The organism is Shewanella litoralis (assembly GCF_009828585.1).
GTDB classification, from domain to species: domain Bacteria; phylum Pseudomonadota; class Gammaproteobacteria; order Enterobacterales; family Shewanellaceae; genus Shewanella; species Shewanella litoralis.
In genome coordinates, this window is sequence record NZ_WSRZ01000018.1 from 88358 (window position 1) to 114640 (window position 26283).

Consider the following 26283-nt stretch of genomic DNA (forward strand, 5'->3'; position numbering starts at 1 on the left):
AATATAGGGTTATGGCTTAAATGTAGCTACAATATCAATTCGATTACTTATGTCTAGATTAATGTGGCCGTTGTTACTGATGTCGACAAAATCAAAAGCCGGTAAGTCAGCGTCTGCCACATCACCTTTATTGACAGCATCAGGATTACGCTTGAGTGAGACAAAATCAAATTGTTCACGGTCAACACCTTGAGACGGCGCAGTATTTTGCATCGCAGTAAAGATGGTTTCAATACGACCGGGTGATTGTTTATCCCAAAGTTTTAGCATGTTTTTAATTTCGCCGCGCTTTAGGTTTTCTTGTGAGCCACACAAGTTACACGGAATAATCGGGAATTCTTTAAGCTCTGAATAAGCTTCAATGTCTTTTTCACGGCAATATGCCAATGGACGGATCACCATGTTAGCGCCGTCATCAGACAATAACTTAGGTGGCATCGCTTTTTGTTTACCGCCATAAAACATATTCAAAAACATTGTTTCGATAATATCATCACGGTGATGGCCTAAAGCAATCTTCGTTGCGCCGATATGTTGGGCAAATCCATATAAGGTGCCACGACGTAAACGAGAGCACAACGCACAAGTGGTTTTACCTTCAGGCACTTTTTCTTTCACGATAGAATAAGTGTCTTTTTCAAGGATGTGGTACGGCACGCCAATTTTGTCTAGGTATGCTGGCAGGATATGCTCAGGAAAACCAGGTTGTTTTTGGTCTAGGTTAACGGCAACAATTTCGAACTTGATGGGGGCACGTTGTTGAAGATTTAATAAAATATCTAGCATGGTGTAGCTGTCTTTACCGCCAGACAAACAACACATCACACGATCACCATCTTCGATCATATTGTAATCTGCAATCGCAGAGCCGACTTCACGGCGTAAACGTTTTTGCAGTTTATTCATACGAGTAATATTTTTTTTTGCGATTGTATCGACTTCAACTTCAGACATAAAAATGCGCCCAGTAACCAAGTGTTTCAGGGCGCGTATTATTCCAGTAATCGAGGGCAGGGTAAAGGTTTTCGCTTACTCTTAATCGACTAATCTTCTAAAGGTGATTTATACCCGTCTGGTTTAATCGCTAATAAGTCACAATTAATGCTATCGATAACATGTTCAGCCGTATTACCGATCAGTGCCGCAGAAAAACCAGTACGGCCAACGGTGCCGAGCACAACTAATTCAGCATCTAATTTAGCAGCAAGCTCAGGAATAACATCTTCTGGTAGCCCTTCTTCAACATGACAATTTTCGAGCGGAATATTGTAAGCTTGCGCAAGGTATTGTACGCGTTGTTCGTGCTGCATTCTCACGGTGTTGTTATAAATGTTAGCGTCAAAGTCTGGTAATTCAATGGCCAAATTAACTGGCGTACCTGGGTAGCCGTTAACAAGATGAACACTGGCAGAGAATTTTTTAGCCAAATCAAGTGCATGATTAATAATTTTGCCATTAAGATTTTGATGATCATCATCTTCAGAAACCACATTAACAGCACAAACAATTTTACCTTGAACTGGCCAATCATGTTCTTTTACCATCAACACAGGGACCGGAGATTTACGCATTAAATGCCAATCTGTTGGAGTAAATATCACCGCTTTGAGCTTATCATGTTGATGTGTACTTTTAACGATAAGGTCATAATCGCCTTTCATGGCAAAATTAATCACGCTTTCAAACGGGCGGTTATGCCAAACGACTTCAGTATTAATGGTGAGTTTTTTACTGCTAAAGCCACTAATTGCGTTTTCTAACCAGGCTACACGTTGGTCAATCACGCCCTGGCGCATTGCTTCACGTTCTTGGCTAGACAATATAGAGGTCATTTCGTATGAGAAATCAAAGATAGATAAAAATGCAGTGATGACAGCATCACTTTTACTCGCAAGTTCGACTGCACGAGCTAATGCTGGTTGATGATCTGTTGTAGGGTTAATCACCACTAAAATCTTTTTATAATCCTTCATAAAACCTCCAAAGCTGTTGAATTTTGTTTTTATATTAACTGCTTATAGTATTACCGTTTACTAATAAATAAACCTTGAGGTAGATCATACTAATTAACTTTAAGTCGCCAGGCGTGAATTACCTGCCAGTTTTGCAAGTGCTTCATGGTTCACAATACTGATGTATTTACCATTGACTTCAATTAACCCAGCCTTTTGAAAACGGCCCAATAAACGACTAATGGTTTCAACCGTCAGGCCAAGGTAATTACCGATGTCGCCGCGAGTCATGGTTAATCTAAATTCTTTAGAGGAAAAGCCACGGCTACCAAAACGTTTTGCTAAATTATTAATAAACGCCGCTAAGCGTTCTTCGGCATTTTTCTTCGACAATAATAAAATCATTTCCTGATCGGTCATAATTTCACTACTCATTAAACGCATAATTTGTTGGCGAAGTTTGGGCATAGTGCCAGAGAGGGTGTCGAGGGTGTCGTAAGGTATTTCGCACACCATTGAGGTTTCTAATGCCTGCGCAAAACTTTGATGTTGCTGTGCATGTATACCATCAAAACCAATCACATCTCCCGCAAGATGAAAGCCGGTAATTTGTTCATCGCCTTGTTCGGTGATGGTGTAGCTTTTAATTGTGCCTGAGCGAATAGCATACAGAGACTTGAGTCCGTCACCAGACTTGAAAATAAGGTCACCTTTTTGAATAGGCTTCTTACGTTCAATAATATTATCGAGTTTGTCTAATTCATCATTATTGAGAGTAAAAGGGATGCATAATGCTTCCATACTGCAGTCATGGCAATGAATTGCACATCCGCTAGTTGACGGTCGACGAGCTTTGATTAGTTCTGAAGTCATACCCATTCTCAGTTTGTATAAACTTTACTATGTTAAACCAAATTAACGTTACTAACTAGTTTAGCTGATTAAAAGCAATGTAGAGTGTTTGTAAACCAAACAACACCAGTAACAAACCACTCAGCAATCTTACTGCACGCTTTTGTACCCATTGCGCTAAGGTTTTTGCTGCCATTCCGGCAGCAAATAATGCCGGCAATGTCCCTAAACCAAACGCCAACATAATCAGGCCGCCTTGCAACGCACTGCCAGAAGCCACTGACCAGGTGAGTGTGCTATAAACTAATCCACACGGTAACCAGCCCCACACCATTCCAGCGAATAATGCCTGATGTGGATGTTGAATCGGCAAAACTTTACGGGTTAATGGTTGTAAATAACGCCATAAAACCTTGCCCACTTTCTCAATATGTACAATGCCAAACCAAATTTGTGCAATGTATAAACCGGTTAATATCATCATCACGCCGGCAAAAATACGTAAACACAACAGATAGATATCGGCATCAAATAGTTGGCCTAATGCCGATGCACTGCCACCGACTAAAGCGCCCGCAAGGGTGTAACTGCTGATCCGCCCAAGGTTATAACTTAATAAAAATCGTAACTGGTTAGCTAATTTACTTTGGCCGTTGTTAGGGATATTGGCAGAAAAAGCGCCAATTAAACCACCGCACATACCAAAACAGTGAGCTGCGCCCATTAACCCCACAATAAACGCACCACCAACATTATATTCAATCACGCTGTTTACTCTGGTTTGTTGGCTAAATCGTCAGTGTGTTGTGGTTTTTTTGTTTCATCGTCAAATAATATCGACACACTTTGTCTGTCTAAATCATCAAACTGTTCTGACTTAACCGCCCAGAAGAAAATGGCTACTGCAATTAGTACAAACAACATCGCAATGGGGATTAGTACGTAGATGATACTCATAGTTTTATCCTAAGAAGCCGTAAACTGTTACTCACCACAATCAGTGAGCTAACAGACATACCAATAGCAGCAATATAAGGCGCGACGTGCCCAGTCACTGCCAATGGCAAAATAATCACGTTATAAGCAAAAGCCCATAATAAATTTTGATGAATGATGCGTTGCGCTTGTTTAGCTACAATAATCGCATCATTAAAGCGAGACAAGTGATCTCCTAGCAAAATGAGATCCGCACTGTTTTTAGCAATAGCGCTGCCACTGCCCATGGCAACCGACAAATTTGCACCCGCCAATACAGGGGCATCATTTATCCCGTCGCCAAACATGGCTACTTTTTTAGTCTGTTGTAATTGGTTAATAAATTGCAGCTTACCTTGAGGTGACAAACCTGCGTGTACATCTGTGATCCCCAGCTTTTGCGCCAGGTACTCAACATGGCCAGAACTGTCGCCACTGGCAATACTTAACCCGATTTTAGATTGAGAGAGTTGATTAACCGTTTGCAAACTGTCGCTGCGTAATTGGTCTAGCATCTCGATTTGTGCGACGAGTTGATTGTTTATCGACAAAAAAATCAGTTGTGAGTGTTGAATATGTCGGCTTTGTTGCAATGTTTGAGTTTGTGGCAATACAAACGCAAGTTTACCAATTTTAACCGATTGATTATCAACAGTTGCCGTGATCCCAAGCCCGACATGATGTTCAACATCAGTCACCTGCCAAGTGTTATCAAAATAAGGTTTAAAAGCATGGGCAATAGGATGCAATGAACCTTGCTCCATTGCTGCAGCAATAGCCAATACTTGCGCCTGTGAATAGTTATGTTCGGCGTTAACTTCACCAATCGATAATTGCCCACAGGTTAGGGTACCGGTTTTATCAAACACCACATGGTTAATTTGCGTGAGTTTTTCAAATACTCCTGCTTTGCGGGTAATGATACCTAATTTAGTAAAAATAGCCGTAGCGCAAGTGACTGCCGTGGGCGTTGCAAGGGCGAGGGCGCAAGGACACGTTGCCACAAGTACCGATAAGGTGACCCAAAATGCATCGTTTGGTGAAATAAACGACCATACAATATAGGTAATAAGTGCAATAGATAAAATAGTTGCTGAAAAGTACCTTGCCAGTCTGTCGGCAACTAACGCAATAGCGGGTTTATTATTTGATGCCATCTCTTGTAAACGAATAATTTCGGCCACTAATTGATCTTGACCTAATGCATTGACTTTGACGTGTATTGGTTGTTCAACATTAATGGTGCCCGCATAAACAATATCATCTAACTGTTTGATGATGGGCATTTGTTCACCGGTGAGCATGGCTTCATTAACACTTGATTTACCCGACACAACAACAGCATCGGCAGCAATAACCTCACCAGGTTTGACTAAAATAATATCGTTAATGCGTAACTGTTTTGCGGCTATTTCTGTGGTTTGTCCGTCTTTAATCAGATGGGCCGTTAACGGGATTAGCTTATGTAAATTACTTGAACTGACCGAAGCACGTTGTCTAGCGGTTTGCTCAAAATAGCGCCCGAGTAGCAAGAAAAAGGTAAACATTGAAACCGATTCAAAATACACCTCTCCATTGCCCTGGATAGTTGCAACACAACTGGCAATAAACGCGCCAGCGATGGCAATCGAGACCGACACATCCATATTGAGCTTGCCACTTAACAAGCTTCGCAGCGCACTAAAATAAAAAGGTTGTGCCGAGTACAACACCACAGGCGCCGCAAAAATTAAACTAACCCAGCGGAAGTAATCTCTAAACTCGACATCTAAATCGGTAAAGTAACCCGTGTACAAGGCCAGGGCAAACATCATGACTTGCATAGTTGCAAAGCCTGCTAAACCAAGTCTAAGTAAAAACTTGCGGCTGTCAGCTTTAGATTGTTTTTCTTGTTCGTCGACTTGATAAGGTGCGGCTTGATAACCTATTTGACTAATAAGCTGTAATATTTCACTTAACTTAATGGCATTGTTATCCCAACTCACCATCGCCCGTTGTGTGGTTGAATTAACCAGCACGTTAGTGACACCATTAACCGGTTTTAGTTTGTGTTCAATCAACCAGGCACAAGCTGCGCACGTTATCCCGTCGATTGATAATGAGGTTGAATCTATCTCACCTTGTTTATGAACAAAATCTTGTTGTACTTCAGGTAAGTCATAGGCGCTATATTGAGATAACTGCTCTGGTATTAATGCGGTTTGGCGGTTACCCGGTTCACTGCGAAACTGATAATAACTGGTTAAACCCGCATCAATAATGGCTTGCGACACCGCCTGACACCCCGGGCAACACATAGGTTGTGCTTGCCCATTAATGACGGTCGTAAATTGATCACCAGTGAGTACGGGTTCATTACAATGAAAACAAGATGTCATAAATTAATTAAGCCAATATTCAACGTTATCTTTAATATCGATACGTTGCTGAATTCGCCATTTACCATCAAAGCCTTCAAGTCGCACTTCCCACGGACCGCTAATTGCCGCAGATAACGGAATACGATAGACATAATTGGCATCAGCAGTGGCTTGAAGACTAAAATCATTGTCTTCAATGGTTGGGTGATAAAATTGAACATTTAACGCGGCGCGATATTCAGGTCCACCTTGTTGGCTAATCAATAACTCTTGGTCTGACACTTTAACTAAAAATTTCATGCCTATTTGCTGCGCATACTTTATCTTGCGCAAGTCCATATTAATGCCTTTACCTTCTTTGTAATATTCTTCAGCAACTAATGAGTCAGAATTATCGAGGGCAATTTTTAATGTGGTTAAGCTGGCAATAACGGCACACATTGGTAAAACGATTAAAAACCAAGGCCAAAATTGTTTATACCAAGGGAGTTGTTTTGACATGATACATCCTAAAAATACTGTAAAAATTTACCGCACTATTTTAACGCGTAACAGCTTAATAATCACTTAAAAAAAAGGCCTCGATTAACTCGAGGCCTGATATTAGTTAATGATAACTATTTGTTTGATAAGCTATATACATAAGCAGCAATAACGTGGACTTTCTCTTCACCGAGAATGTCTTTCCACGCTGGCATTACACCTGCACGGCCATTGATAATAGACTCTTCAATCGTGCCACGGCTACCACCATATAACCAAACATTGTCTGTTAGGTTAGGGGCACCCATGAACTTGTTACCTTTGGCGTCCATACCATGGCAGGCAAAACAGCCTTTCATGAACGAACCTTGGCCTTGAGCAGCTAATGCTTCATCGTGCTCACCACCAGACAGTTTGATCACGTATTCAGCTAGACCTTTAATCTCGCTGTCTTCGATAGGTAAACCACCTTTAGGCGGCATCATACCGTTACGACCATTCATTAGCGTGGTTTTAATTGTGGCTAAATCACCACCGTATAACCAATCGCTATCTGTGAGGTTAGGGAAGCCTTTACCACCACGCGCATCCGAACCATGACATTGAGCGCAGTTTTGTAAAAACAAACGGCCACCCACTTTCAATGCTTCTTCATCTTTAACTAACTCTTCTAACGGAGTAGCTAAATACGCAGCAAAGATAGGACCATATTTTTCATCAGCATGAGCCACTTCGCGGTCATATTGTGATAAACGGTTTTCTGCTTTTGCGGCTTCAAGTGCTGCTGCTGAATCGGCTTTTAGACCTTGTTCAGTACCAATGCTTTGGTTAGAACTAGTCCAACCAAATAGGCCTTTATAGTTACCAAGGCCTGGGTATAGAGCTAAATAGATCACACCGAACACGATAGTAAGATAGAACATATAAGCCCACCACTTTGGTAGCGGGTTGTTTAGCTCTTCAATACCATCAAACTCGTGGCCCATTGATTTACCTTCTTCAACACCGGTGTAATTATTATTCACCAATTTAAGAAGGATAAAACAACCAACAATGACCACAATCGTCAGTACAGAAATCCAAATGCTCCAGAAGTTACTCATAATCATTACTTCTGCTCTCCTGAGTCTTTAGACATTTTAGCCAGTTCATCTTCTGAAAATACTAAGTTTGCAGCTTCGTCAAATTTTGACTTACTGTGTTTACTGTATGCCCAGTAGAAAATCCCAACAAACGTCACCATTACAATAATGGTTAAAATGCCTTGAAAAGTACCGTAATCCATTATTGCCTCCTACTTGAGTGCGTGACCCAAAGATTGCAAATACGCGATTAGTGCTTGTAGTTCAGTTTTGCCTTCAACCGCTTTTTGAGCGCCAGCAATTTCTTCGTCAGTGTACAAATCATTACCTTTATAACCGCCTTTATGCAGGTTACGTAAGATAGTCATCTTGTCACCGGTTAATTTGCCGTCAAGCGTGTTTTCAGCTAACCACGGGAAAGCAGGCATGTTCGATTGTGGCACTACGTCACGTGGATTGATTAAATGCACTTCATGCCATTTATCACTGTAACGTCCGCCAACACGAGCAAGATCTGGCCCTGTCCGTTTAGAACCCCACTGGAAAGGGTGGTCCCAAACCGATTCACCGGCAACAGAGTAGTGACCGTAACGTTCTGTTTCGGCACGTAAAGGACGGATCATCTGGCTGTGACAGTTATAACAACCTTCACGGACATAAATATCACGACCTTCAATCTGTAGCGCAGTGTAAGGAATTAAGCCTTCAACCGCTTCTGTGGTGTCTTTTTGAAAAATCAGCGGTGTAATTTGCACCAAACCACCAAAACTAATGGCGATAACAGTGAAAATGGCGAGTAAGCCCACATTCTTTTCAATTAATTCATGATTAAATTTCATCGAATCGGCTCCTTAAGCTTCTGCTAACGCTGGTAGTGAATCTTTAGGCGCTTTAACAGTGCGAAGCACGTTATAGGCCATGATCAACATACCGGTTAAGAAGAAACAACCACCAAGAAAGCGTACAAAGTAGAATGGGTATGAAGCTTCTAAACTCTCAACGAAACTGTACGTTAACGTACCGTCAGAGTTTACTGCACGCCACATAAGACCTTGCATAACACCAGAAATCCACATACTCACGATATATAACACAGTACCGATAGTCGCTAACCAGAAATGCACGTTAACAAGCGAAGTGCTATACATGCGGCCTTGATTAAACAACACAGGCACTAAATGATACAACGAACCAATCGATACCATTGCAACCCAGCCTAGTGCGCCAGAGTGAACGTGACCAACGGTCCAGTCAGTGTAATGAGATAACGCATTAACCGTTTTAATTGCCATCATAGGGCCTTCAAAGGTAGACATACCATAGAAAGACAATGACACAACGAGGAAACGTAATACGGGGTCTGTACGCAGCTTATGCCAGGCACCAGACAGGGTCATAATACCGTTAATCATACCGCCCCAAGAAGGTGCAAATAGGATTAATGACATCACCATACCTAAAGACTGAGTCCAGTCAGGAAGGGCAGTGTAATGTAAATGGTGAGGACCGGCCCAAATGTACAACGCAATCAATGCCCAAAAGTGGACAATCGACAAACGGTAAGAATACACAGGGCGACCAGCTTGCTTAGGTACGAAGTAATACATCATCCCTAAGAAACCAGCAGTAAGTAAGAAGCCTACAGCATTATGACCATACCACCACTGAACCATTGCATCGACAGCGCCAGAGTACAATGAGTAAGACTTAAACAGACTTACAGGTACTGCCATTGAGTTAACAATGTGCAATACAGCAACAGTGATAATAAAGGCACCAAAGAACCAGTTAGCCACATAAATATGCGACGTAGTTCGTTTAGCGATTGTGCCAAAAAAGACAATTGCATAGCAGACCCAAATAACAGTAATGGCAATATCGATTGGCCATTCTAATTCGGCATACTCTTTACCTTGAGTGAAACCCATAGGCAGAGTAATTGCAGCAGCAATAATAACAGCTTGCCAACCCCAGAACGTAAATGCGGCCAATTTAGGCGCAAATAGACGGATTTGACAAGTACGTTGCACAACATAGTAGGATGTAGCGAAAAGAGCTGATGTTCCGAACGCAAAAATCACCGCATTGGTATGTAAAGGTCGTAAACGACTAAACGTTAACCACGGTGTTTCAAAGTTCAGTTGTGGCCAGATTAACTGAGCCGCAATCAATACACCCACTGCCATACCAACGATTCCCCACAATACTGTGGTGAGTGCGAATTGGCGGACAATAGTGTAGTTGTAATCAGCGCCTGTAGACTGGGAATGGTTCATCATAATGCTTCCACGGCTTATTACTTATACTTTTAATATTTAGTAAAGCGAGCTTTACCAGTTAAGTTGACAAATGGTTACAAAACGAGCCGTGAAGGCTATTTTTACAACTGTTTGTCAAGGTGTTACCTCGTTTTTGTTGTCTCTATCACGAGGCGGTGTAATGATACTTGAGCTGAGTCAAAAAAGATACTTCACAACATGCATCAAAGTTGATCTAGATCAAGCTCTCAAAGAGAATGTTATCAATTAATGGAAAAAGGCTAATACTCGTGCGTAAAATCACTACTATCACATTATTAATAATTTCTTCAATGTTTTTAATGGCATGTGATAATGCAAAAAATGAAGAAAAAAATACGTTTCCAAAAGATCTCACCCTCTGCCAATTTTCAGCCGGACAATGTTATAAAAACGTTGCCGATTTGAAAGTCGGCTTAATGATCGATCCAGTGCATACTCCGAGTGAAAAACCACTGAATATTACGCTCAAATCAACACAAGCGATCACTAATGTTTCAATTCGAATAGAAGGGCGGGACATGTTTATGGGAGTCATACCTGTTGCATTATCTTCTGTAACAGACAATGAAGCGCAAGGCACACTCATTTTTGGCTCATGCAGCAGTAATTATATGGTGTGGCGTGCATTTGTTACGTTCGATTATCAACAGCAACAGCGTACTCTCATCTATGATTTTTTGGCAGACAACCCAAATCCGTAAAATCTGTGGTTACCAAGGTAAATATTCATCATGAACACAAATAACAGGGAAGTACTATTTAAATCAGTAGCTGACTTCATCGCAATAAATGAAAGGTCATAAAAAAATCGTTGAAAAAACGGTGTGAGTGTTCATTGGTACAACAATTAGGTCCCACAAATAACACTAATCATCAAGTGGTAGGTGAGCGCCTATGCATAATGCTAACAAAGTAGGGGATTTAGTCCGTATAAGCGCACAAAATGAAAAACACAGTCAATAATCTAATTGATAATCATTCTCAACAATGTATGATAAAATACATAATGTGATAATGAGGTAGGCGAGATGGCCAAAATCAATGTAGCAATAGAAAGCACTAAAGTTGCGCAGCTAATTAAAGCAGGGCATCTTTGTGCTGCTGATTTACAGTGTTTAGACCGTGACAGTAAGCAAACCTTATGGCAGCTGTGCCTATTAAGTTGCCAAAATCGTATCGGATGTCAAAAAACACAGTGCCAACAAAACTGCCAATTATCCAAGATGTCTAAGTCAAACGAACACACGACATACACGCACAACATAAATCTGCAAACCACCATTATTTAGCTAAATGCATCAGCTAAGTGCATCAGTGAGTCACATCCATTGATGCCGATAAATAACGTTATCGGCATCAAGCATAAATGGCTATAATAGTCATTAAAACAATAACCTAAACTGTAATGTATTCGCTATGACAACAGAGCCATTGCCTCCAGTATTACCACTTTTTGATGCAGCAGAGTATGTATTACAAGGTAATGCATTCGTGAACCAATATATAACACGCATCTCAATCGATAAAGTCAGTGATGCAGGACTCATTATCGAGCATTGTGCTGATTGGTTATTTGAACAAAAACAGTCGGAAAACAACTACAAAGCATATCGCAGCGAACTGACGACTTATTTGCATTGGTGTTTTGATGTCGTGTCATTGTCACCAATTGCAGTGACACGCAAAGACATCGCAAAGTACATCGATTACTGTCAATCACCACCAAACAACTTAATTGGCTACTTCAATGTGGCGCAATTTAAACTCGATAAGGCCAGCGGTGAGCGTATACCCAATGCACAATGGCGACCATTTATTGGCAAAAAACAACTTGGTAAATGCCTGCCGTATCAATTAAGTGACAATGCTTTAAAGACAAAAGTAGCCATATTATCATCATTTTATGGTTACTTAATTAGCGAAGAATATACCGAGCGAAACCCAGCACAGTTGTGGCTTAAGCACAGCCGTTTTGCCATTAAACGTAAATTTAGCCTCGATGAAGATAACAATCATCATGCATTTACCCAATTACAATGGTCTTATGTTGTCAGCACCGTAGAGCAATTAGCTCAAGAACAACCTGAACAACATCAGCGCAGTTTATTTTTAATCACACTATTATATAGCTGCTATTTACGCATATCAGAAATCAGTGCTCGCGCAGGTTATGCGCCCATAATGAGCCAATTCAGACAAGATCCACATTCACGCATTTGGTATTTTCACGTGCCATATTCTAAAAGCGGTAAAGCTCGCAACATCGCCATATCCAAAGTACTACTTAAAAGCCTTGTGCAATACCGGCAATATTTAGGGTTAACAGATTTACCCAACATTAACGATCAACATCCTATCTTTATTAGACACAAAGCCGCAGCCCACGGACGAGAATCTGGAAGCGTCAATGCCAATTTAGGCATACGACACATCCGAGATGAAATCGATAAGCTCATCAGCCAGGCTGCCGACAATGCAGCAAAAGATGGATTCGATCACGACAGCCAATTAATGCGTAAGCTTACTGCACACAACATTCGCCACACAGGTATTACACACGACATCAATATTAATCAGCGTCCATTGTCACATGTACAAGCCGATGCTGGTCACGAAAGTATCGATACCACATCGCAGTATTTACACACAACACAAACCGAACGCCACCAAAGTGCAGAAAACAAACCCTTAAACCATGTTTGAGATTGCATCATTGGCTGCCATGGCTGGTAAAAAACAAAAGCACGCAATGTCAGCACGATTTAAAGCGGGTTATTTAAACGATAATGTTGATTTGAACGACATAAACGATATACCAGGCAATAATCCTATCCGTTATGCTAGTGAACATAACGGCAAATGTGCGCATACATAGACTCATAGGTTTATGCGCACAATGTATATTATGTTAAATAGAGTGTTTGTGTTTATGAGCTGATAACCTGTTGTGTTCTTTTCAAACCAAATGGTTTTTGTCTCACTTCGTGGATCTGGCCCTTTAATATTTATAATCATATAGTTATATTAATATTGACGATTTGACCGCACAACTATGGTGCAATATTCTATTCAGAGCGCTTTTTATGTCAGTTTTCACCACCTGACTTTTTTAAAATGCGTGGTATATTTATTTGAGCTGTTTGTGCATGCTTTACGACTGTTACCTAATATTGGTCTATCGAAATTAGAGCTTACCTGGTGATGTGATGTTGAAATTGTTGAAACGCATCTTTGTAATCGCCAAAGCCAGAGTTTGTGAATTAGACAACTAAGCTTTTAACTCCACCTGATGATCATAACCTTGCTTATAGATTTTCTTCACTCTTTCAAACCATGCATAGACTAACTCTTGGGTTTCATTAGTTGCGATTGCATTGCGTATTCCCTTGATTTGGTCCAATTCAAGCATGCCAATGCGTTTATTGACTTTCACTCCAATAGTCATTCTTTGTGGGTGATCCATTTTAAACGCGCAATAATGTCCTGCGACAATACGATTGTGATAAACAGCAATACAATGCTTTTGGGTCATACCTTCATTAATAAGCGCATCATAATTGTCAATTGCGATAAAGTTAGGCTCACTTGCGATCAATTGTGGATATGGTGCATCAGCATCGACTGGCCTGTGTTCCAATCTTTCAATATCATTACGTTGATCAATCCATTGTTGGTGCAATCTTTCAAGTTCATCAAATGACGAAAGCTGGCCAATTCTATTCGCAGGCTCATTAACACCGAGCGCTAAACCAAGTGTTATGGTGTCAGCCAAACAAGCACGTAACGGCCCTCTTTTGATACTTTTGTCATTTGCTATAGCATGGCCCAATTTTGTGCAGGTTAAAAATGGGTATCGGTTATCCAGGCTTATGGTCAAATAGTTTATTACCTGATGATGTTTAAACACTTTGTAACGACACATTCTCTTATCTAACAGTTTTTTCAAAAACTTTAACTCTATATCTCTATCAAACTTGAGTGTTAGCTTGTCGATAAATTTGAGTGTGGCTTTCGAATTGTCGTATCCGAGTTCACTCAGAATGTCGCGTTGTCCTAGCTGACTTAATGCTAATGCCTTTTCGTTATCAATTGGGTACTGCTCACAAATAAGCACTAATAATAACGGGCGCATTAATAGCAATTGCGCGGCTTGTTCACTATTAGCGGCAAGCCACAAAAGCTGATACTGATGCTCAGGAAAAGCATTCGTGATTGAAATATACTGCTCGGGAATTTGCGCCAACCATTCATCACCTAATGCAAACTGAGTGATAAAGTTAAGCCCTAACCCTAACCCACCTTCTAATAACTCTTTGCGCTCAGTGTTATTAAATACTCTATAAGCACATAGTTTTTGATGCCAACTATGCAGCTCTATATCATAGTCAAAACCCAGGTGAGTCGTTTGTATGGTTAGTTGTAAATCCATTTTTTTGCCTGTTTTATATTAAGAATGCCATTAACATACACCACAATATCTGGGCGTTTCTTAAGTTCACCTTTTACCGTCATTTCCTCGGCAATGGCAAAATCATTTTCACTGGGATTTTGCCAATCAATTAACCACACGATTTGATTAAGCTCACCGCTGCTCTCTTTCTCTTTAACGCCGTAACGTAATAGTCGATACTCTTCTTTGTTGGTATCAAACAGTTTTTTACCTTCGCCAAGCGCCGCAGCAATATCGAGTTTACGTAATGCACGTACTATCAAGGCCTCAGACACACCACGCTTCCTAAGCCATTGCGTCAGTAATAGAGTTTCGATATTGCGATTATCTTCGCAGTATTCCTAATTGCCTTAATATTCATAGCCAAGCTGATCACGAAAAATGTCTCCACACGCTGTTGCGTTGCCCTTTCCTTTGGGCCTACATTACTCATGTATATTCCTTGTGCCTGTACTTATGGGGCAAATAAGCAAGTTGGTATTTAGGCTTTTACGCCCCAGTGCTGTTCGATAAACGCAGTTAGCTTAACTTGCCTATTTTTAATAGCATAAACGTCCCATGTGTTAGATTCTGGTGAAATATAGTTTTTTAGTTCACCTTGGCTCAAGTAAGTTGAGCTTGCTGACAGTTTTTGCCATTTTTTATCAAAATCATGATCTTGTTTAGACGAATTAGACGATATGCTATCAAGCACTAAATTACCTAGTCGATGTAAGGCGATATCTTTGAATTCAGATTTTTCATCACTCTCATTCCAACTCACTAAATGTGTCGACTGCTCGTTATTTTGAGCTGCAATGTGCTCAAGACTCAATTTTTCAGAGTGATTTTTAGGCATAACGATGTCTCGCCAAGACAATTTTGACCACTTATTTTGATTGTCATTACCGCTTCGCAAGTAGTTTTCATAACGCCACAAAATGTATAGAGCTGATGCTTTACTATTGTTGTAAAAATGGGGGCTTTGCAGGTTCGTGTTCATACGCTCAGGAATACCCCACCAACTGCACATGTTAGTTAGCTCTTCAAATAGCCATTTAAAATCTAAAACGCAATCGTTTTGAATTGTTTGAAATTGCTTTGTAATCCAGAGCAGATGCGAATTACCCGCATTAGAGCGTAAGTTAGCTAAGCCGTATGCTCTAAGGCTAAACAATTCCATCAAATGACACGCTTTTTTAAAATGCGCTTTATTGCTATAACCATCTTCGTGATAGGTTTTAATGAGTAACGGCCAAAATGGGGCAAGGCGATTTAAAATAACAATATGTGAAAACTCAGTAAATTCATCCATTTTCTTATAAATAGTTAGCACATTTTTATAGCTCTGCTTTAGATTGGTAATAAACTGGTTAATCCAATCGATTATTGCCTTAGGGTCTTGTTCTTCAATCGCATTGAGTTGTTTTTTTATGAGTTTCTTCGGCTGTAAATACTCAGCATCAGTCCAAGGCAGAAAAGCAGCGCAATGGTAAGAGAGTATACTGTCTTCTTCAGGCGTTCTTGGATAATGAGCAAGCTCTTCAATATCGCGAAAAATGGATTCAAAATGACTATGGATAGACTCAAGCTTATTAGCAGATGCACCTTTTGAGTTTAAATGCACGTTATGCATTAAGAAACTCTTAACAGCTTCTAAGTTAGTGAGCTTTTTGCCGCGGTCATTTTGAAACTCAAAAATTTGTGTCGCGGTAGAAAGGTTATCAATAACGTATGCTAACACTTCCGCATTACGTAGCTGCGTTACCATTTCAGGCCATTCTTCAGTCTTTACATTTTGACGGAAATAATCACGAGCAAAGATGAGTTTTTGTGAAGAAAGACTCTCTGGTGCTTCATTAGCAATATCAATCCCTAAAATGCTCCCCCTAAAACAGTTATTATCTTTTCCGATTGTTTTGAATTTTTGCTCAAACTCAGGGTGCTCAATATAGTGCGATGTTAAAAAATCACGCCCCTCGATTTCAGCAACCTCTCGCAGCGCTGTAGCAATAAAAATTAATAACGTAGTTAAACGTTGCTGACCATCAACAACGTCAACAGACAAACATTCGGTATCGCCATTTTGCTTTGCATGCAATAACAGTGTGCCCATAAAATAAGGCTTACGTTTTTCATCTGCGACAGTAGTTTTATGCGCATTCAATTGGTGGCGCAAGTCTTCAATAAAAACTTCTAATTGCTCTTCTTCCCACGCGTAAGAACGTTGATAATTTGGAATGCTAAATATGTGCTGTTTAAATAACTCATCAACTGTGGTTAGTATATTGTCACTCATCTTTAAGCTTCCTTGCTTTGAATAAACGGTAAGCGGGTTTTACCCGTTAGCAATTCTTGCATCATGCCTTGTTTGACTTGGCGCGTTTTGTTCAAGCGTTGCTGTAATTTATTCATGATTACAGCGCCTGTTCGACGATGGCGTCGGTGAGGTGGAGTTGGGTGGTTTGGGCGTCACTTAAACGGGCTTTGAGTTGGTCGCAAAGTGCCATTAGCTCATCGACTTTGGCGACGATGCGGTATTGTTCTTCTAGTGGAGGAAGAGCAAACCAAGTTGCTTTGATTATGTCAGTATTTAAGTTAGGCTGACCCTGGCCTCGAGAGGCTATGTCTAAAAACCATTTACTTAGTGTGGATAAATATAAATATAGATACTCATCAAAAATAAATTGTGATCTTTCTACAAACGCAGCAACACCATCATTAAAAGTGGCAGGGAATGTGCAAATTGCAGGAATACCAAGTGTTGCGCCACTATTTGAAAGAAGAACAGTTCTTGTTTCAATGAGTCTTGTTTTATGGAGGCCAGCTTCAGTAATCGAGGAATTAAACCCTTCTACAAATTTCGAGCTTTTTCGAGTGATATCCCCTACTTTTAAAAATGGAATATCACCGCCATAAAATCTTGGGTCACCAGCGGGTCTCGGTGAACCACCTCGAACTAAGTCTGCAGTATCGGCTAATCGAATCCATTCCCAGCTATTTGGTAGAGGTTTCTTCATTTCACCAAGTCCTTCAAAATCAACTAGTGGTTTCTGCTTTTTGATTTTGCCGTCTTTAATCAGTTGGGCTTTTTCGGCGGCGATGCGTTCGAGTAGTTTGGCGGCTGGTTCGTCGTTCACATTTTGTGGTACAAGCTTGCCCATTACGGCGAGTTGGAGGATGGTTTGTTTTAGGGTGTCGATGCTGGCTGCTGTGGTGAATAGTGTGTCGAAGTGTTCGGCGATGCGTAGCCAGGCCTTTTCAAAGCTGTTTGTCAAAGATGGCTCAGGGCTGCTTGCATCACTATTGTCAAAAGCGGGTTCTAGGCTGTCAGCTAAAGTGTTGCTCGTATTCGTCGTCGTTTGCTGAGTTGTATTAGGCAGTAGCAGTGCATTGAGCAAGGTTTCGACTAAGGTTTGGTGTGCAACAATACTGGCTTCTGTTTGTGCTTCAAGGGCATCACACAACAGCATTAACTCATCGACTTTAGCGACGATGCGGTGCTGTTCTTCGAGTGGAGGGATTGGTACAAGAAGTTCTTCCCATTTTCCACGGTTAATAATCGGTGTTGCTGAACCCGTTGCTTTTTCTAATACAGAAGAATAAAAACTATAAGTTGATAACGCAAAATACAAATAAGTACTTATTATATAAATTGGCGAAATACAGTTAATTTGCTGATTAAAGCCAGAGCGTTCAACAACAATAGCCGCTTTACCTATAGAACCACCAATACAAACCATGAAAATATCATCTGGTAATGCTTCACTACTATGTCCAAGACCACTTTCACTTAAAAATTTATCTGATTTTAAAATGATTCCAGCCGGTGTAATTTGCCCAGGGCCGATGAATGGAATATTGCCTTCAAAGAAAATTGGTTGTTTAGTACTGGGAGTTTTACCAGTTGAACCTAAACCAGTTTGAGAAAGCCTCGACCACTCCCAACCTTGCGACAATTCAAATGGCTTTTCATCTTCGCCAACCTCAGGCAATGGCTTTTGTTTTTTAAGCTTACCTTCTTTCACCAATTGCGCTTTTTCAGCAACTATACGTTCAAGTAATACTGACGCTGGCTCGTCATTTGGATGTTGCGGCACTAACTTGCCGCGAACGGCGAGTTCTAAAATCAGTTCACGCAGTTTTTTTATGCCGTATAACGAAAATTTGTTCGATGTGCCGCGACCTGCTGACGATTTTTGCTCTATGGCTGAGGTCCAAATATCAATGTGGTCTGTTATTAATTGCTCAGAGCTAAGGCTTTCTGCGTTTACGTTTGTTTTCAACTCAAGAGATTTAACCATTACTTGTCACCTTCACGCTTTGTTGAAGTTGAAGTTGATGGTGTGAGTGCTGCAGAGAGAATGCCTTTTAGTTGATCGCGTATAGCCTGAATATCAGCTTGTTGATTGGCGTAATCAGTTAACAATTCGAGTGGATCGTGGCTGATAACCTCGCCCACATGGGGATTTTTAATATCGAGATTGTAGTTGCGGGCAATAATGTCATCGATTGACACTTTCCAGGCTTGCTCGTTTTCTACTCGCGATGCAAAGCCATCAGCTTCGTTGCCCCACCATGCCAGTTCCGTCTCGAACTCTTCAAACTTCATTGGCTTAGTTTTGTTGTAGTTTTTAACTCCAGCTGGGTATGGGTGCTCGTAAAACCACACGTCTTTTGTCGGCGTGCCTTTGGTGAAAAACAGGATGTTGGTTTTAATACCGGTGTATGGGTTAAACACGCCATTAGGTAAACGCACTATGGTGTGTAGATTACATTCATCCATTAACATCTTTTTGATTTTGGTTTTAACGCCTTCACCAAACAAGGTGCCGTCTGGCAATACCACAGCGGCGCGCCCTTTCGTTGCTAACACCTCGATAATTAACTGTAAAAACAAGTCGGCGGTTTCACGGGTTTGAAACTCGCTTGGGAAGTTCTTTTCAATACCGTCTTCTTCGGTGCCGCCAAAGGGCGGATTGGTGATGATGACATCAATTTCTTCATCCCAACTTGAAAGCGGTTTATTCAGCGTATTGCCGTGTTTGATTTGTACCGGTACTTCAATACCGTGCAGCATCATGTTGGTGGTACAGAGTAAATGCGGCAGCTGCTTTTTTTCAACGCCATGAATTTGCTGTTGTAGGGTTTGGTGGTCGTCACTGGTTTTAACGTAATTAACTTTAACATGGTCAAATGCGCACGCTAAAAAGCCGCCCGTGCCGCAGGCTGGGTCCATGATAGATTCACCGAGTTGTGGGTTAGTGACTGCCACAATAAATTTAGTAATCGCTCTTGGGGTATAAAATTCGCCTGCATTTCCCGCGCTTTGTAAATCTTTTAAGATTTGCTCGTACAAGTCACCAAACAAATGACGCTCGTTTGAGTCAGTAAAATCAATCTCATTAAGCTTGTTAATCACCTGGCGCAGTAACGTGCCGTTTTTCATGTAGTTAAACGCATCTGAAAAAGCCGCTTTTACCACAAAACCGCGTGGGTTTTTATCAATTGGTGCGGTTAAGTTTTTAAGCTGTGGGAATAGCTCATCATTTACAAACTCAAGCAGTTCGTCACCGGTAATGCCTTCGTTGTCGGCTGCCCAGTTGCGCCATAAAAACTCAGCAGGAATTGGCTCGCGGTAATCGTCCAGTTCAAGCTCTAACTCTTCTTCTTGTGCATCAAACACTTTTAAGAAAAGTAACCAAGACATTTGCCCTAATCGCTGAGCATCGCCGTCAACGCCGGCATCTTTACGCATAATATCTTGGATGGATTTAATTGCTGAACTGATAGACATAGTATTCTCTTAAACAGTTACAGCGGCTGTCATTAGCCGCAGTATAAAATGATGTGGTGTATCTAATTGTTTATAAACCGGGCTCATATAGCGCACGGTTTCTACGCTTTCAAAAAAGCTTTAAACAATAATTCAAATAAGCAACCAATGGCGCGAATAATGACACGTACATTAAGCTGATTGCTGATGTATTTGATAAATTTGCGCTTCTAACTCACTAATGGCCTGCTCGTATTCTTGCTTGCCGCCAAAGCCTTTTTTAACGATTTCACTCAAATTACCGTAGTCGGTAAAGGGTGCGACTTTAAGCACTTGTATGTTTTCGATTTCTTGCACGCCGACATCGGCATATTTTACCAGTAAATTTTGCAGTACTGCTTGTGCAGTATCAGAATATTTAGTGAAGTAATTGCGCTTTTGCACGTTATTTACCCGTTCGGCACGAGTAAGTGGCGGTTGGTCGTAAACCACATGGCAAATCATGTCGAAGGGATCCATGTCTTTGCCGACTTCATCTTCTAGTGCCGACCAAATAATACCCTCTAGCGCGAGCTCGTCGATGATGGCTTGTTTACGATCGGAGTCGTTCCAACGCTTTACGAACTCATCGAGTGAGCTGAATTGTTTGGCCATGGTTTTGCGGGTGTAATCTTTGAATGATTCGGTGACTAACTTGCCGTCACTGTCGTAATACTGCACTCGCTCAGCCACTTTGCTGACGGTAACGCCAGACACGCGATATTTGTTTATTTTACGGGTTTCGCCATCGTCCCATTCACCGTCGCCCCATTTATCATTACCTAGGCCATCACCTTGAGGTTCATTGATGGTGTCAGTTTGATTACTATCATCATCTGGATGTTCGCCTTGAATATCTACCCCATCAGCACCAGCAAAATCATCATCCGCATCAATATCAACATACTCATCTTCGATATCTTCAGGGGTAACTTTGATGATTTTTTCTGGTGTACCGTCAAAGCGTTCGTCGGCAAACAGTTCGGTGGCTTTTTTAAAGTCTAAAATGGTAAACCAGAGTTTGCCGTATCTGTCGTCAATGCGGGTTCCACGGCCAATAATCTGTTTAAACTTGGTCATCGACTGAATGTTTTGATCCAGCACCACTAACTTACAGGTTTTGGCGTCTACGCCAGTGGACATCAATTCGGATGTGGTGGCGATTACCGGGTAGGCTTTCTTAGGATTGATGAAATTATCAAGCTGGGCTTTACCCAGTTCATCATCACCGGTGATTTTCATGACGTACTTTTCGTTTTTAGCCATCTGCTCAGGATTGAGATTAGCAAGTGCACGGCGCATACGGTCTGCGTGGTCAATATCGTTACAAAACACAATAGTTTTGGCCATCGGGTCAGTACGTTTTAGGTAGTTAGTGATTGTCTCGGCCACAAGTTGAGTACGTTCATCAATCACCATGGTGCGGTCGAAATCTTTTTGGTTGTAGATCCTGTCTTCAATCACTTCGCCGTTATTATCTACTTGCCCTTTTGTGGGGCGCCAACCTTGTAAATCAACATCGATATCAACGCGAACGACCTTATATGGCGCTAAAAAGCCATCTTCAATGCCTTCTTTAAGGGAATAGGTATAAACAGGCTCACCAAAATAATCCGTGTTAGAGACTTCATCGGTTTCTTTAGGGGTGGCCGTAAGACCAACCTGGGCTGCGCTTTTAAAGTACTCAAGAATTTCTCGCCAGGCACTGTCTTCAGAAGCACTGCCACGATGACACTCGTCGATAATGATTAAATCAAAAAAGTCTGGGTCGACTTGTTTAAAGGCTTTTTGGTGCTCTTCTGGACCGGTTAATGCTTGATAAAGCGCTAAATGAATTTCAAATGCAGGATCTACCGTGCGCCCAGTAATTTTGGTCATTGCAGAGCCAAAAGGTTGAAAATCACCAGCCTTAGTTTGATCAACCAGGATATTACGGTCGGCTAAAAACAAGATGCGCTTTTTAGCGCGGGACTTCCATAATCGCCAAATAATTTGAAACGCCGTATAGGTTTTACCCGTACCGGTTGCCATCACAAGTAAGACTCGGTCTTTGCCAGATGAAATGGCTTCGATGGTTTTATTGATAGCTTGAAGTTGATAATAGCGTGGATGCTTACCCGTGCCATCATCATGATATTCTTGATTGATAATCGGTAATTGCGCTGGGGTGTAGCCTTTCCAAATACAGTATTTAGTCCAAAGCTCTTGTGGTGACGGGAAGTCTACTAAACGGATTTCTGTTTCGAGTTGGTGCGCTTCGCTAGTTCCGAGACTGTTTGTGACTGCATGGGTTTTATCATGAAAGATAAAACCATCACCGTTAGAGGCAAAGATAAAAGGTACATCGAGCAAACGAGCATAATCGAGCGCCTGTTGCATGCCCTTACCCACTTCATGCTTATTGGCTTTCGCTTCAATTACCGCAAGTGGCATGCTGGGTTTGTGATACAGCACAATATCAGCAGACTTAACCGTTTTCCGCACGCCCATTTGGCCGCGCACTATCACTTTACCGTCGCGCAATTTCACCTCCTGGCGAATTTGCGACATGTCATTCCAGCCCGCTTGTTTAATGGCTGGCATGATGAATTTGCTAATGATATCGGTTTCGGAAAGCTTGGCTTTATTGATGCTCATATGAAATCTAGGTCCTTCTAGCACAGCAACAAACTGCAATTAAAAATTAGTTTGCCACAAAATAGCTCAAACACCAATGATTACATGCAGATACAGAACTAAAATCATAAATTTCTTAGCTTACACGTTAAAAGGCTTTTTAATACTTAAGAACAACATACAGTGTTAAAAATCTTACAAGCCCGAATTGACAGTTTTAAGTTTGCTAGTTCCAAATTTTCGTGGCTGTACCCTCCTTGTTAATATGTGTTTTTACGACTAGCTTGAATACGGTAATAATCAACATTAATAGCAGGCTCAACTAGCCTATTATTATGCATTTTACTAGGTGATTGAGATGAAGTTGTTCCGAAAGTGTTTGCGGGTGTTCTCGATTAATATGATCAATAAAAAAAGGATATTTTTATGTATAAGTTTGTCGTCACAACTGTCATTGCATTCGCTGTGCTCAGCGCTTGTTCGACGGTGGATAAACCCAATGCTGTAACAGCTTCGTCTACTCCAATTAGTTCAGTTGCTTTTGAAACCTATAGTGCTGAAGAGTTTTATAAAACGACGAGTGTGTACGGTTCTTCAATAAATCATTCAAGCGATGCTGTGTTAGTGAGTAATGATGCCAGTGGCATTTTTAATGCTTACCGAGTGCCGGTAGATGGCGGGCCAGCAAAACAACTCACCTTCTCGACTAAAGAATCGATTTTTGTTGCGTCTTGGTTTCCTAACGATGAGCGGTTTTTATTTAGCGCTGACAAAGGCGGTGATGAATTAGATCATCTTTATGTTCAACAATTAGATGGTTCACAGCTCGATTTAACCCCTGGTGAAGGTTTAAAAGCCTTGATGTTGTCTTGGCATGAAAATGACCGTTCATTCTTTGTTGCCACTAATGAGAGAGACCCCAAATTTTTTGATGTTTATCAATACAATGCTGATGATTATAGTCGTGAATTAGTGTTTAAAAATGATTCAGGTTTTAATGTTGAGAGTGTCAGCCCAAATGGACGTTTTATTGCGCTGAGCAAAACACATTCAAATAGTAACTCAGATCTCTACCTGGTTGATTTACAGTTAACGATGGCCAAACCAACGCTGATCACCCAGCATAGTGGTGATGTTTCATATTACGTTCATACCTTTTCAAAAAATAATAAACAGTTGTTATATGCAACAGATGAGTTTGGTGAGTTTAATCAGGCTTGGGCCTACGATTTAGACACGAGTAAAAGTACGTTAAATTATAAAGCTGACTGGGATGTTAGCTTTAGTTATTTTTCAAAAGACGGCAGATACCAAATTATCGGTGTTAATGCTGATGCGCAAACACAATTAATTATTAAAGACTTAAAAACCCAGTCAGAGCTGAAATTACCTGTATTACCCAGTGGCGATTTAAGTGGCGTAAATTTCAGTAATGATTCTAAGTCTATGGTGTTCTATCTCAACTCGGATACTTCGCCATCTAACTTATATGTTCACACACTGGGTTCAGACTCGATTACGCGCTTGACTAACTCGGGTAATCCCATCATAAAAGAGCAAAATTTGGTTACTGGTGAGGTGGTGCGGTTTAAAAGTTTTGATGGCATAGACATTCCAGCAATTTTGTATAAACCAAAGCAAGCGAGCATGATAAATAAAGTCCCTGCATTGGTGTTTATTCATGGCGGCCCTGGTGGGCAGTCACGAAAAGGATACAGTGCAATGATTCAACATCTTGTCAATAACGGTTACGCCATCATCATGATTAACAATCGTGGTTCAAGCGGGTACGGAAAAACCTTTTTCCATTTGGATGACAAACGCCATGGTGAAGATGACTTACAAGATGTCGTTTATAACAAAAAGTATCTTCAAACATTAGATTGGGTTGATGCTGAAAAAATTGGCGTGATGGGTGGCAGTTACGGCGGTTACCTTACTATGGCCGCAATGACATTTACTGATGAGTTTAAGGTGGGTATTAATATTTTCGGTGTGACTAACTGGGTGCGTACCCTCGAAAGTATTCCGCCCTATTGGGAGTCTTTTAGAAAAAGTTTGTACGATGAATTAGGCGACCCCGCTACAGATAAAGAAAGATTACACCGCATTTCACCGGTATTTTTTGGTGAAAAAGTTAACAATCCGGTTTTAGTTGTGCAAGGCGTTAATGACCCTCGGGTACTCAAGATTGAGAGTGATGAAATGGTCGAAGCCATTCGCTCGGGTGGTACCTATGTTGATTATCTGCTTTTTGATGATGAAGGCCATGGTTTTTCAAAAAAGAATAATCGGATTAGTGCATCTAATAAATATCTCGAATTTTTAGATGCTTACTTACTGAAAACAAGTAAGTAAATACTCGGCCAAGTTGATTTTGAATGGTGTTCTTGCAGCAGTTTTTACTTAGCTTGTTAAGCGTGATAAAGCCCCTTTGCTTAATCGGTTTTATATTGAGTAACATTTAACCTGCGTTTTACACCAAATCAAGCCATTGCATACCAATGGCTTGATACTATTTAAATTTTTCATCAGCAGATTATCGCATAACTGCTGGGCTGCCTGTTAAGTTAATAGTAGCGCGTCAGCAGCATTTATGCGCCAGCCAATCAATTCGACATTCATATTTTACATTCTTGTTCTACACTGTCATTGCCATAAATATTAAAAATCCCCTTTGTGCTTTTCCCGAAAACAATATCTGCAAGGAGCTAGAATGAAGCAAAGTTCAACAAACACTATATTGATAGGTAAAGGCGATAATCCCGTTGAACTACAACTGCGTTATGGTAATCGTCATGGCTTAATTGCAGGGGCGACTGGTACGGGGAAAACGGTCTCGTTGATGATGTTAGCTGAAAACTTTTCCCGTCGAGGTGTTCCGGTTTTTGTCACAGATATTAAAGGGGACATTTCAGGTTTAGCCGCTGCAGGTAAGGTGTCCGATAAACTATTAGCCCGCGCTGATAAAATTGGTATTAGCAATTTCACCCCCCAAGCTAATCCATGTGTTTTTTGGGACTTACTGGGTCAGCAAGGTCACCCTATTCGCACCACAGTTAGTGAGATGGGGCCAACATTATTGGCCAGAATGCTGGGACTAAATGACATCCAAAGCAGCATTTTAGAAATTGTTTTTGCCTTAGCCGACAGTCGAGGCTTATTATTGCTGGATTTAGACGATCTTAAAGCGCTTCTGACCTTAGTCTCAAAAGAGCGTAAAACCATCAGTGCTGAATACGGTTTAGTCAGTGCGCAATCATTAGCGGCGATTCAGCGATCGTTGATGAACTTTGATGTGGTCAAGTAAATCTGTACACAAACAAGAGATATGCTTTAAGCAGCATTTTCAGCTGCTGTTGGGGTCATATAATTATTATAACTATGCCCACGTTTTGTATTGTAGTGCTTCAATATAT

At 41.0% G+C, this 26283-nt stretch carries 21 protein-coding genes and 1 pseudogene; 5 read left to right on the top strand and 17 right to left on the bottom strand.

Going from position 1 to position 26283, the window contains the following annotated elements:
- Positions 1 to 9: 9 nt before the first annotated feature.
- From ttcA to ccoN, 11 genes are all read right to left on the bottom strand, one after another.
- Positions 10 to 954: a tRNA 2-thiocytidine(32) synthetase TtcA gene (gene ttcA / locus GQA99_RS14675; RefSeq protein WP_160054863.1), complete on the bottom strand. Its 945-nt coding sequence runs from the start codon at positions 952 to 954 to the stop codon at positions 10 to 12.
- An 89-nt stretch (positions 955 to 1043) separates the two neighbouring features.
- Entirely contained in the window at positions 1044 to 1973 is a 930-nt protein-coding gene (gene uspE / locus GQA99_RS14680) for a universal stress protein UspE (RefSeq protein ID WP_160054866.1), read from the bottom strand.
- Between the two features lie 99 nt (positions 1974 to 2072).
- Positions 2073 to 2825: an electron transport transcriptional regulator EtrA gene (etrA, locus tag GQA99_RS14685; RefSeq protein WP_160054869.1), complete on the bottom strand. Its 753-nt coding sequence runs from the start codon at positions 2823 to 2825 to the stop codon at positions 2073 to 2075.
- Positions 2826 to 2880: 55 nt separating this feature from the next.
- Positions 2881 to 3570: a sulfite exporter TauE/SafE family protein gene (locus GQA99_RS14690; RefSeq protein ID WP_160054872.1), complete on the bottom strand. Its 690-nt coding sequence runs from the start codon at positions 3568 to 3570 to the stop codon at positions 2881 to 2883.
- Between the two features lie 5 nt (positions 3571 to 3575).
- Positions 3576 to 3761 (bottom strand): cbb3-type cytochrome oxidase assembly protein CcoS, encoded by a 186-nt coding sequence (gene ccoS, locus GQA99_RS14695; RefSeq protein WP_160054875.1) that lies wholly within the window; start codon positions 3759 to 3761, stop codon positions 3576 to 3578.
- Positions 3758 to 6157, bottom strand: coding sequence for a heavy metal translocating P-type ATPase (locus tag GQA99_RS14700; RefSeq protein ID WP_160054878.1), 2400 nt, complete (start codon positions 6155 to 6157; stop codon positions 3758 to 3760). The genes ccoS and GQA99_RS14700 overlap by 4 nt, the downstream gene beginning before the upstream one ends.
- A gap of 3 nt (positions 6158 to 6160) precedes the next feature.
- A complete protein-coding gene (locus GQA99_RS14705; RefSeq protein WP_160054880.1) occupies positions 6161 to 6640 on the bottom strand; it encodes a FixH family protein in 480 nt (159 codons plus the stop codon).
- A 116-nt stretch (positions 6641 to 6756) separates the two neighbouring features.
- Entirely contained in the window at positions 6757 to 7725 is a 969-nt protein-coding gene (ccoP, locus tag GQA99_RS14710; RefSeq protein WP_160054882.1) for a cytochrome-c oxidase, cbb3-type subunit III, read from the bottom strand.
- Between the two features lie 5 nt (positions 7726 to 7730).
- Positions 7731 to 7907 carry a cbb3-type cytochrome oxidase subunit 3 gene (locus GQA99_RS14715; RefSeq protein WP_160054885.1) on the bottom strand — a complete coding sequence of 59 codons (177 nt, stop codon included), beginning with the start codon at positions 7905 to 7907 and terminating at the stop codon, positions 7731 to 7733.
- Positions 7908 to 7916: 9 nt separating this feature from the next.
- Positions 7917 to 8543: a cytochrome-c oxidase, cbb3-type subunit II gene (gene ccoO, locus GQA99_RS14720; protein WP_160054888.1), complete on the bottom strand. Its 627-nt coding sequence runs from the start codon at positions 8541 to 8543 to the stop codon at positions 7917 to 7919.
- A 12-nt stretch (positions 8544 to 8555) separates the two neighbouring features.
- Entirely contained in the window at positions 8556 to 9983 is a 1428-nt protein-coding gene (ccoN, locus tag GQA99_RS14725; RefSeq protein ID WP_160054890.1) for a cytochrome-c oxidase, cbb3-type subunit I, read from the bottom strand.
- Between the two features lie 269 nt (positions 9984 to 10252).
- Between ccoN and GQA99_RS14730 the strand changes: the two genes are divergently transcribed.
- From GQA99_RS14730 to GQA99_RS14740, 3 genes are all read left to right on the top strand, one after another.
- Complete coding sequence (locus GQA99_RS14730) at positions 10253 to 10705, top strand: hypothetical protein (RefSeq protein ID WP_229785913.1); 453 nt, start codon at positions 10253 to 10255, stop codon at positions 10703 to 10705.
- A 327-nt stretch (positions 10706 to 11032) separates the two neighbouring features.
- Complete coding sequence (locus GQA99_RS14735; RefSeq protein WP_160054893.1) at positions 11033 to 11293, top strand: hypothetical protein; 261 nt, start codon at positions 11033 to 11035, stop codon at positions 11291 to 11293.
- Positions 11294 to 11420: 127 nt separating this feature from the next.
- Positions 11421 to 12707 carry a tyrosine-type recombinase/integrase gene (locus tag GQA99_RS14740; protein WP_160054896.1) on the top strand — a complete coding sequence of 429 codons (1287 nt, stop codon included), beginning with the start codon at positions 11421 to 11423 and terminating at the stop codon, positions 12705 to 12707.
- A gap of 565 nt (positions 12708 to 13272) precedes the next feature.
- Here the strand turns inward: GQA99_RS14740 and GQA99_RS14745 are convergent.
- The 6 genes from GQA99_RS14745 to hsdR form a co-directional block, all read right to left on the bottom strand.
- Positions 13273 to 14433 (bottom strand): PcfJ domain-containing protein, encoded by a 1161-nt coding sequence (locus tag GQA99_RS14745; protein WP_160054899.1) that lies wholly within the window; start codon positions 14431 to 14433, stop codon positions 13273 to 13275.
- Positions 14418 to 14729 (bottom strand): type I restriction endonuclease, encoded by a 312-nt coding sequence (locus tag GQA99_RS14750; protein WP_229785914.1) that lies wholly within the window; start codon positions 14727 to 14729, stop codon positions 14418 to 14420. Before GQA99_RS14750 ends, GQA99_RS14745 begins: the two co-directional genes overlap by 16 nt.
- Positions 14730 to 14935: 206 nt before the next feature.
- Positions 14936 to 16732, bottom strand: coding sequence for a DUF262 domain-containing protein (locus GQA99_RS14755; RefSeq protein WP_160054902.1), 1797 nt, complete (start codon positions 16730 to 16732; stop codon positions 14936 to 14938).
- Between the two features lie 118 nt (positions 16733 to 16850).
- A complete protein-coding gene (locus GQA99_RS14760) occupies positions 16851 to 18533 on the bottom strand; it encodes a restriction endonuclease subunit S (RefSeq protein ID WP_240904654.1) in 1683 nt (560 codons plus the stop codon).
- 203 nt (positions 18534 to 18736) lie between these two features.
- A complete protein-coding gene (locus GQA99_RS14765) occupies positions 18737 to 20230 on the bottom strand; it encodes an N-6 DNA methylase (RefSeq protein WP_160054907.1) in 1494 nt (497 codons plus the stop codon).
- 171 nt (positions 20231 to 20401) lie between these two features.
- Positions 20402 to 22885: an EcoAI/FtnUII family type I restriction enzme subunit R gene (gene hsdR / locus GQA99_RS14770; RefSeq protein WP_160054909.1), complete on the bottom strand. Its 2484-nt coding sequence runs from the start codon at positions 22883 to 22885 to the stop codon at positions 20402 to 20404.
- A gap of 405 nt (positions 22886 to 23290) precedes the next feature.
- On the opposite strand from hsdR, the gene GQA99_RS14775 reads away from it, so the two are divergent.
- Both GQA99_RS14775 and GQA99_RS14780 read left to right on the top strand, forming a co-directional pair.
- Positions 23291 to 25222, top strand: coding sequence for a S9 family peptidase (locus GQA99_RS14775; RefSeq protein WP_160054911.1), 1932 nt, complete (start codon positions 23291 to 23293; stop codon positions 25220 to 25222).
- Between the two features lie 358 nt (positions 25223 to 25580).
- Positions 25581 to 26162, top strand: a pseudogene (locus GQA99_RS14780) (helicase HerA-like domain-containing protein); the annotation flags it as partial.
- Between the last annotated feature and the right edge of the window lie 121 nt (positions 26163 to 26283).

Excerpts from the sequence above, each read along its gene's own strand:
- ttcA (WP_160054863.1), bottom strand. The coding sequence starts at position 954 with ATGTCTGAAGTTGAAGTCGATACAATCGCAAAAAAAAATATTACTCGT.
- uspE (WP_160054866.1), bottom strand. The coding sequence starts at position 1,973 with ATGAAGGATTATAAAAAGATTTTAGTGGTGATTAACCCTACAACAGAT.
- etrA (WP_160054869.1), bottom strand. The coding sequence starts at position 2,825 with ATGACTTCAGAACTAATCAAAGCTCGTCGACCGTCAACTAGCGGATGT.
- ccoS (WP_160054875.1), bottom strand. The coding sequence starts at position 3,761 with ATGAGTATCATCTACGTACTAATCCCCATTGCGATGTTGTTTGTACTA.
- GQA99_RS14700 (WP_160054878.1), bottom strand. The coding sequence starts at position 6,157 with ATGACATCTTGTTTTCATTGTAATGAACCCGTACTCACTGGTGATCAA.
- GQA99_RS14705 (WP_160054880.1), bottom strand. The coding sequence starts at position 6,640 with ATGTCAAAACAACTCCCTTGGTATAAACAATTTTGGCCTTGGTTTTTA.
- ccoP (WP_160054882.1), bottom strand. The coding sequence starts at position 7,725 with ATGAGTAACTTCTGGAGCATTTGGATTTCTGTACTGACGATTGTGGTC.
- GQA99_RS14715 (WP_160054885.1), bottom strand. The coding sequence starts at position 7,907 with ATGGATTACGGTACTTTTCAAGGCATTTTAACCATTATTGTAATGGTG.
- ccoO (WP_160054888.1), bottom strand. The coding sequence starts at position 8,543 with ATGAAATTTAATCATGAATTAATTGAAAAGAATGTGGGCTTACTCGCC.
- ccoN (WP_160054890.1), bottom strand. The coding sequence starts at position 9,983 with ATGATGAACCATTCCCAGTCTACAGGCGCTGATTACAACTACACTATT.
- GQA99_RS14735 (WP_160054893.1), top strand. The coding sequence starts at position 11,033 with ATGGCCAAAATCAATGTAGCAATAGAAAGCACTAAAGTTGCGCAGCTA.
- GQA99_RS14740 (WP_160054896.1), top strand. The coding sequence starts at position 11,421 with ATGACAACAGAGCCATTGCCTCCAGTATTACCACTTTTTGATGCAGCA.
- GQA99_RS14745 (WP_160054899.1), bottom strand. The coding sequence starts at position 14,433 with ATGGATTTACAACTAACCATACAAACGACTCACCTGGGTTTTGACTAT.
- GQA99_RS14755 (WP_160054902.1), bottom strand. The coding sequence starts at position 16,732 with ATGAGTGACAATATACTAACCACAGTTGATGAGTTATTTAAACAGCAC.
- GQA99_RS14765 (WP_160054907.1), bottom strand. The coding sequence starts at position 20,230 with ATGTCTATCAGTTCAGCAATTAAATCCATCCAAGATATTATGCGTAAA.
- hsdR (WP_160054909.1), bottom strand. The coding sequence starts at position 22,885 with ATGAGCATCAATAAAGCCAAGCTTTCCGAAACCGATATCATTAGCAAA.
- GQA99_RS14775 (WP_160054911.1), top strand. The coding sequence starts at position 23,291 with ATGTATAAGTTTGTCGTCACAACTGTCATTGCATTCGCTGTGCTCAGC.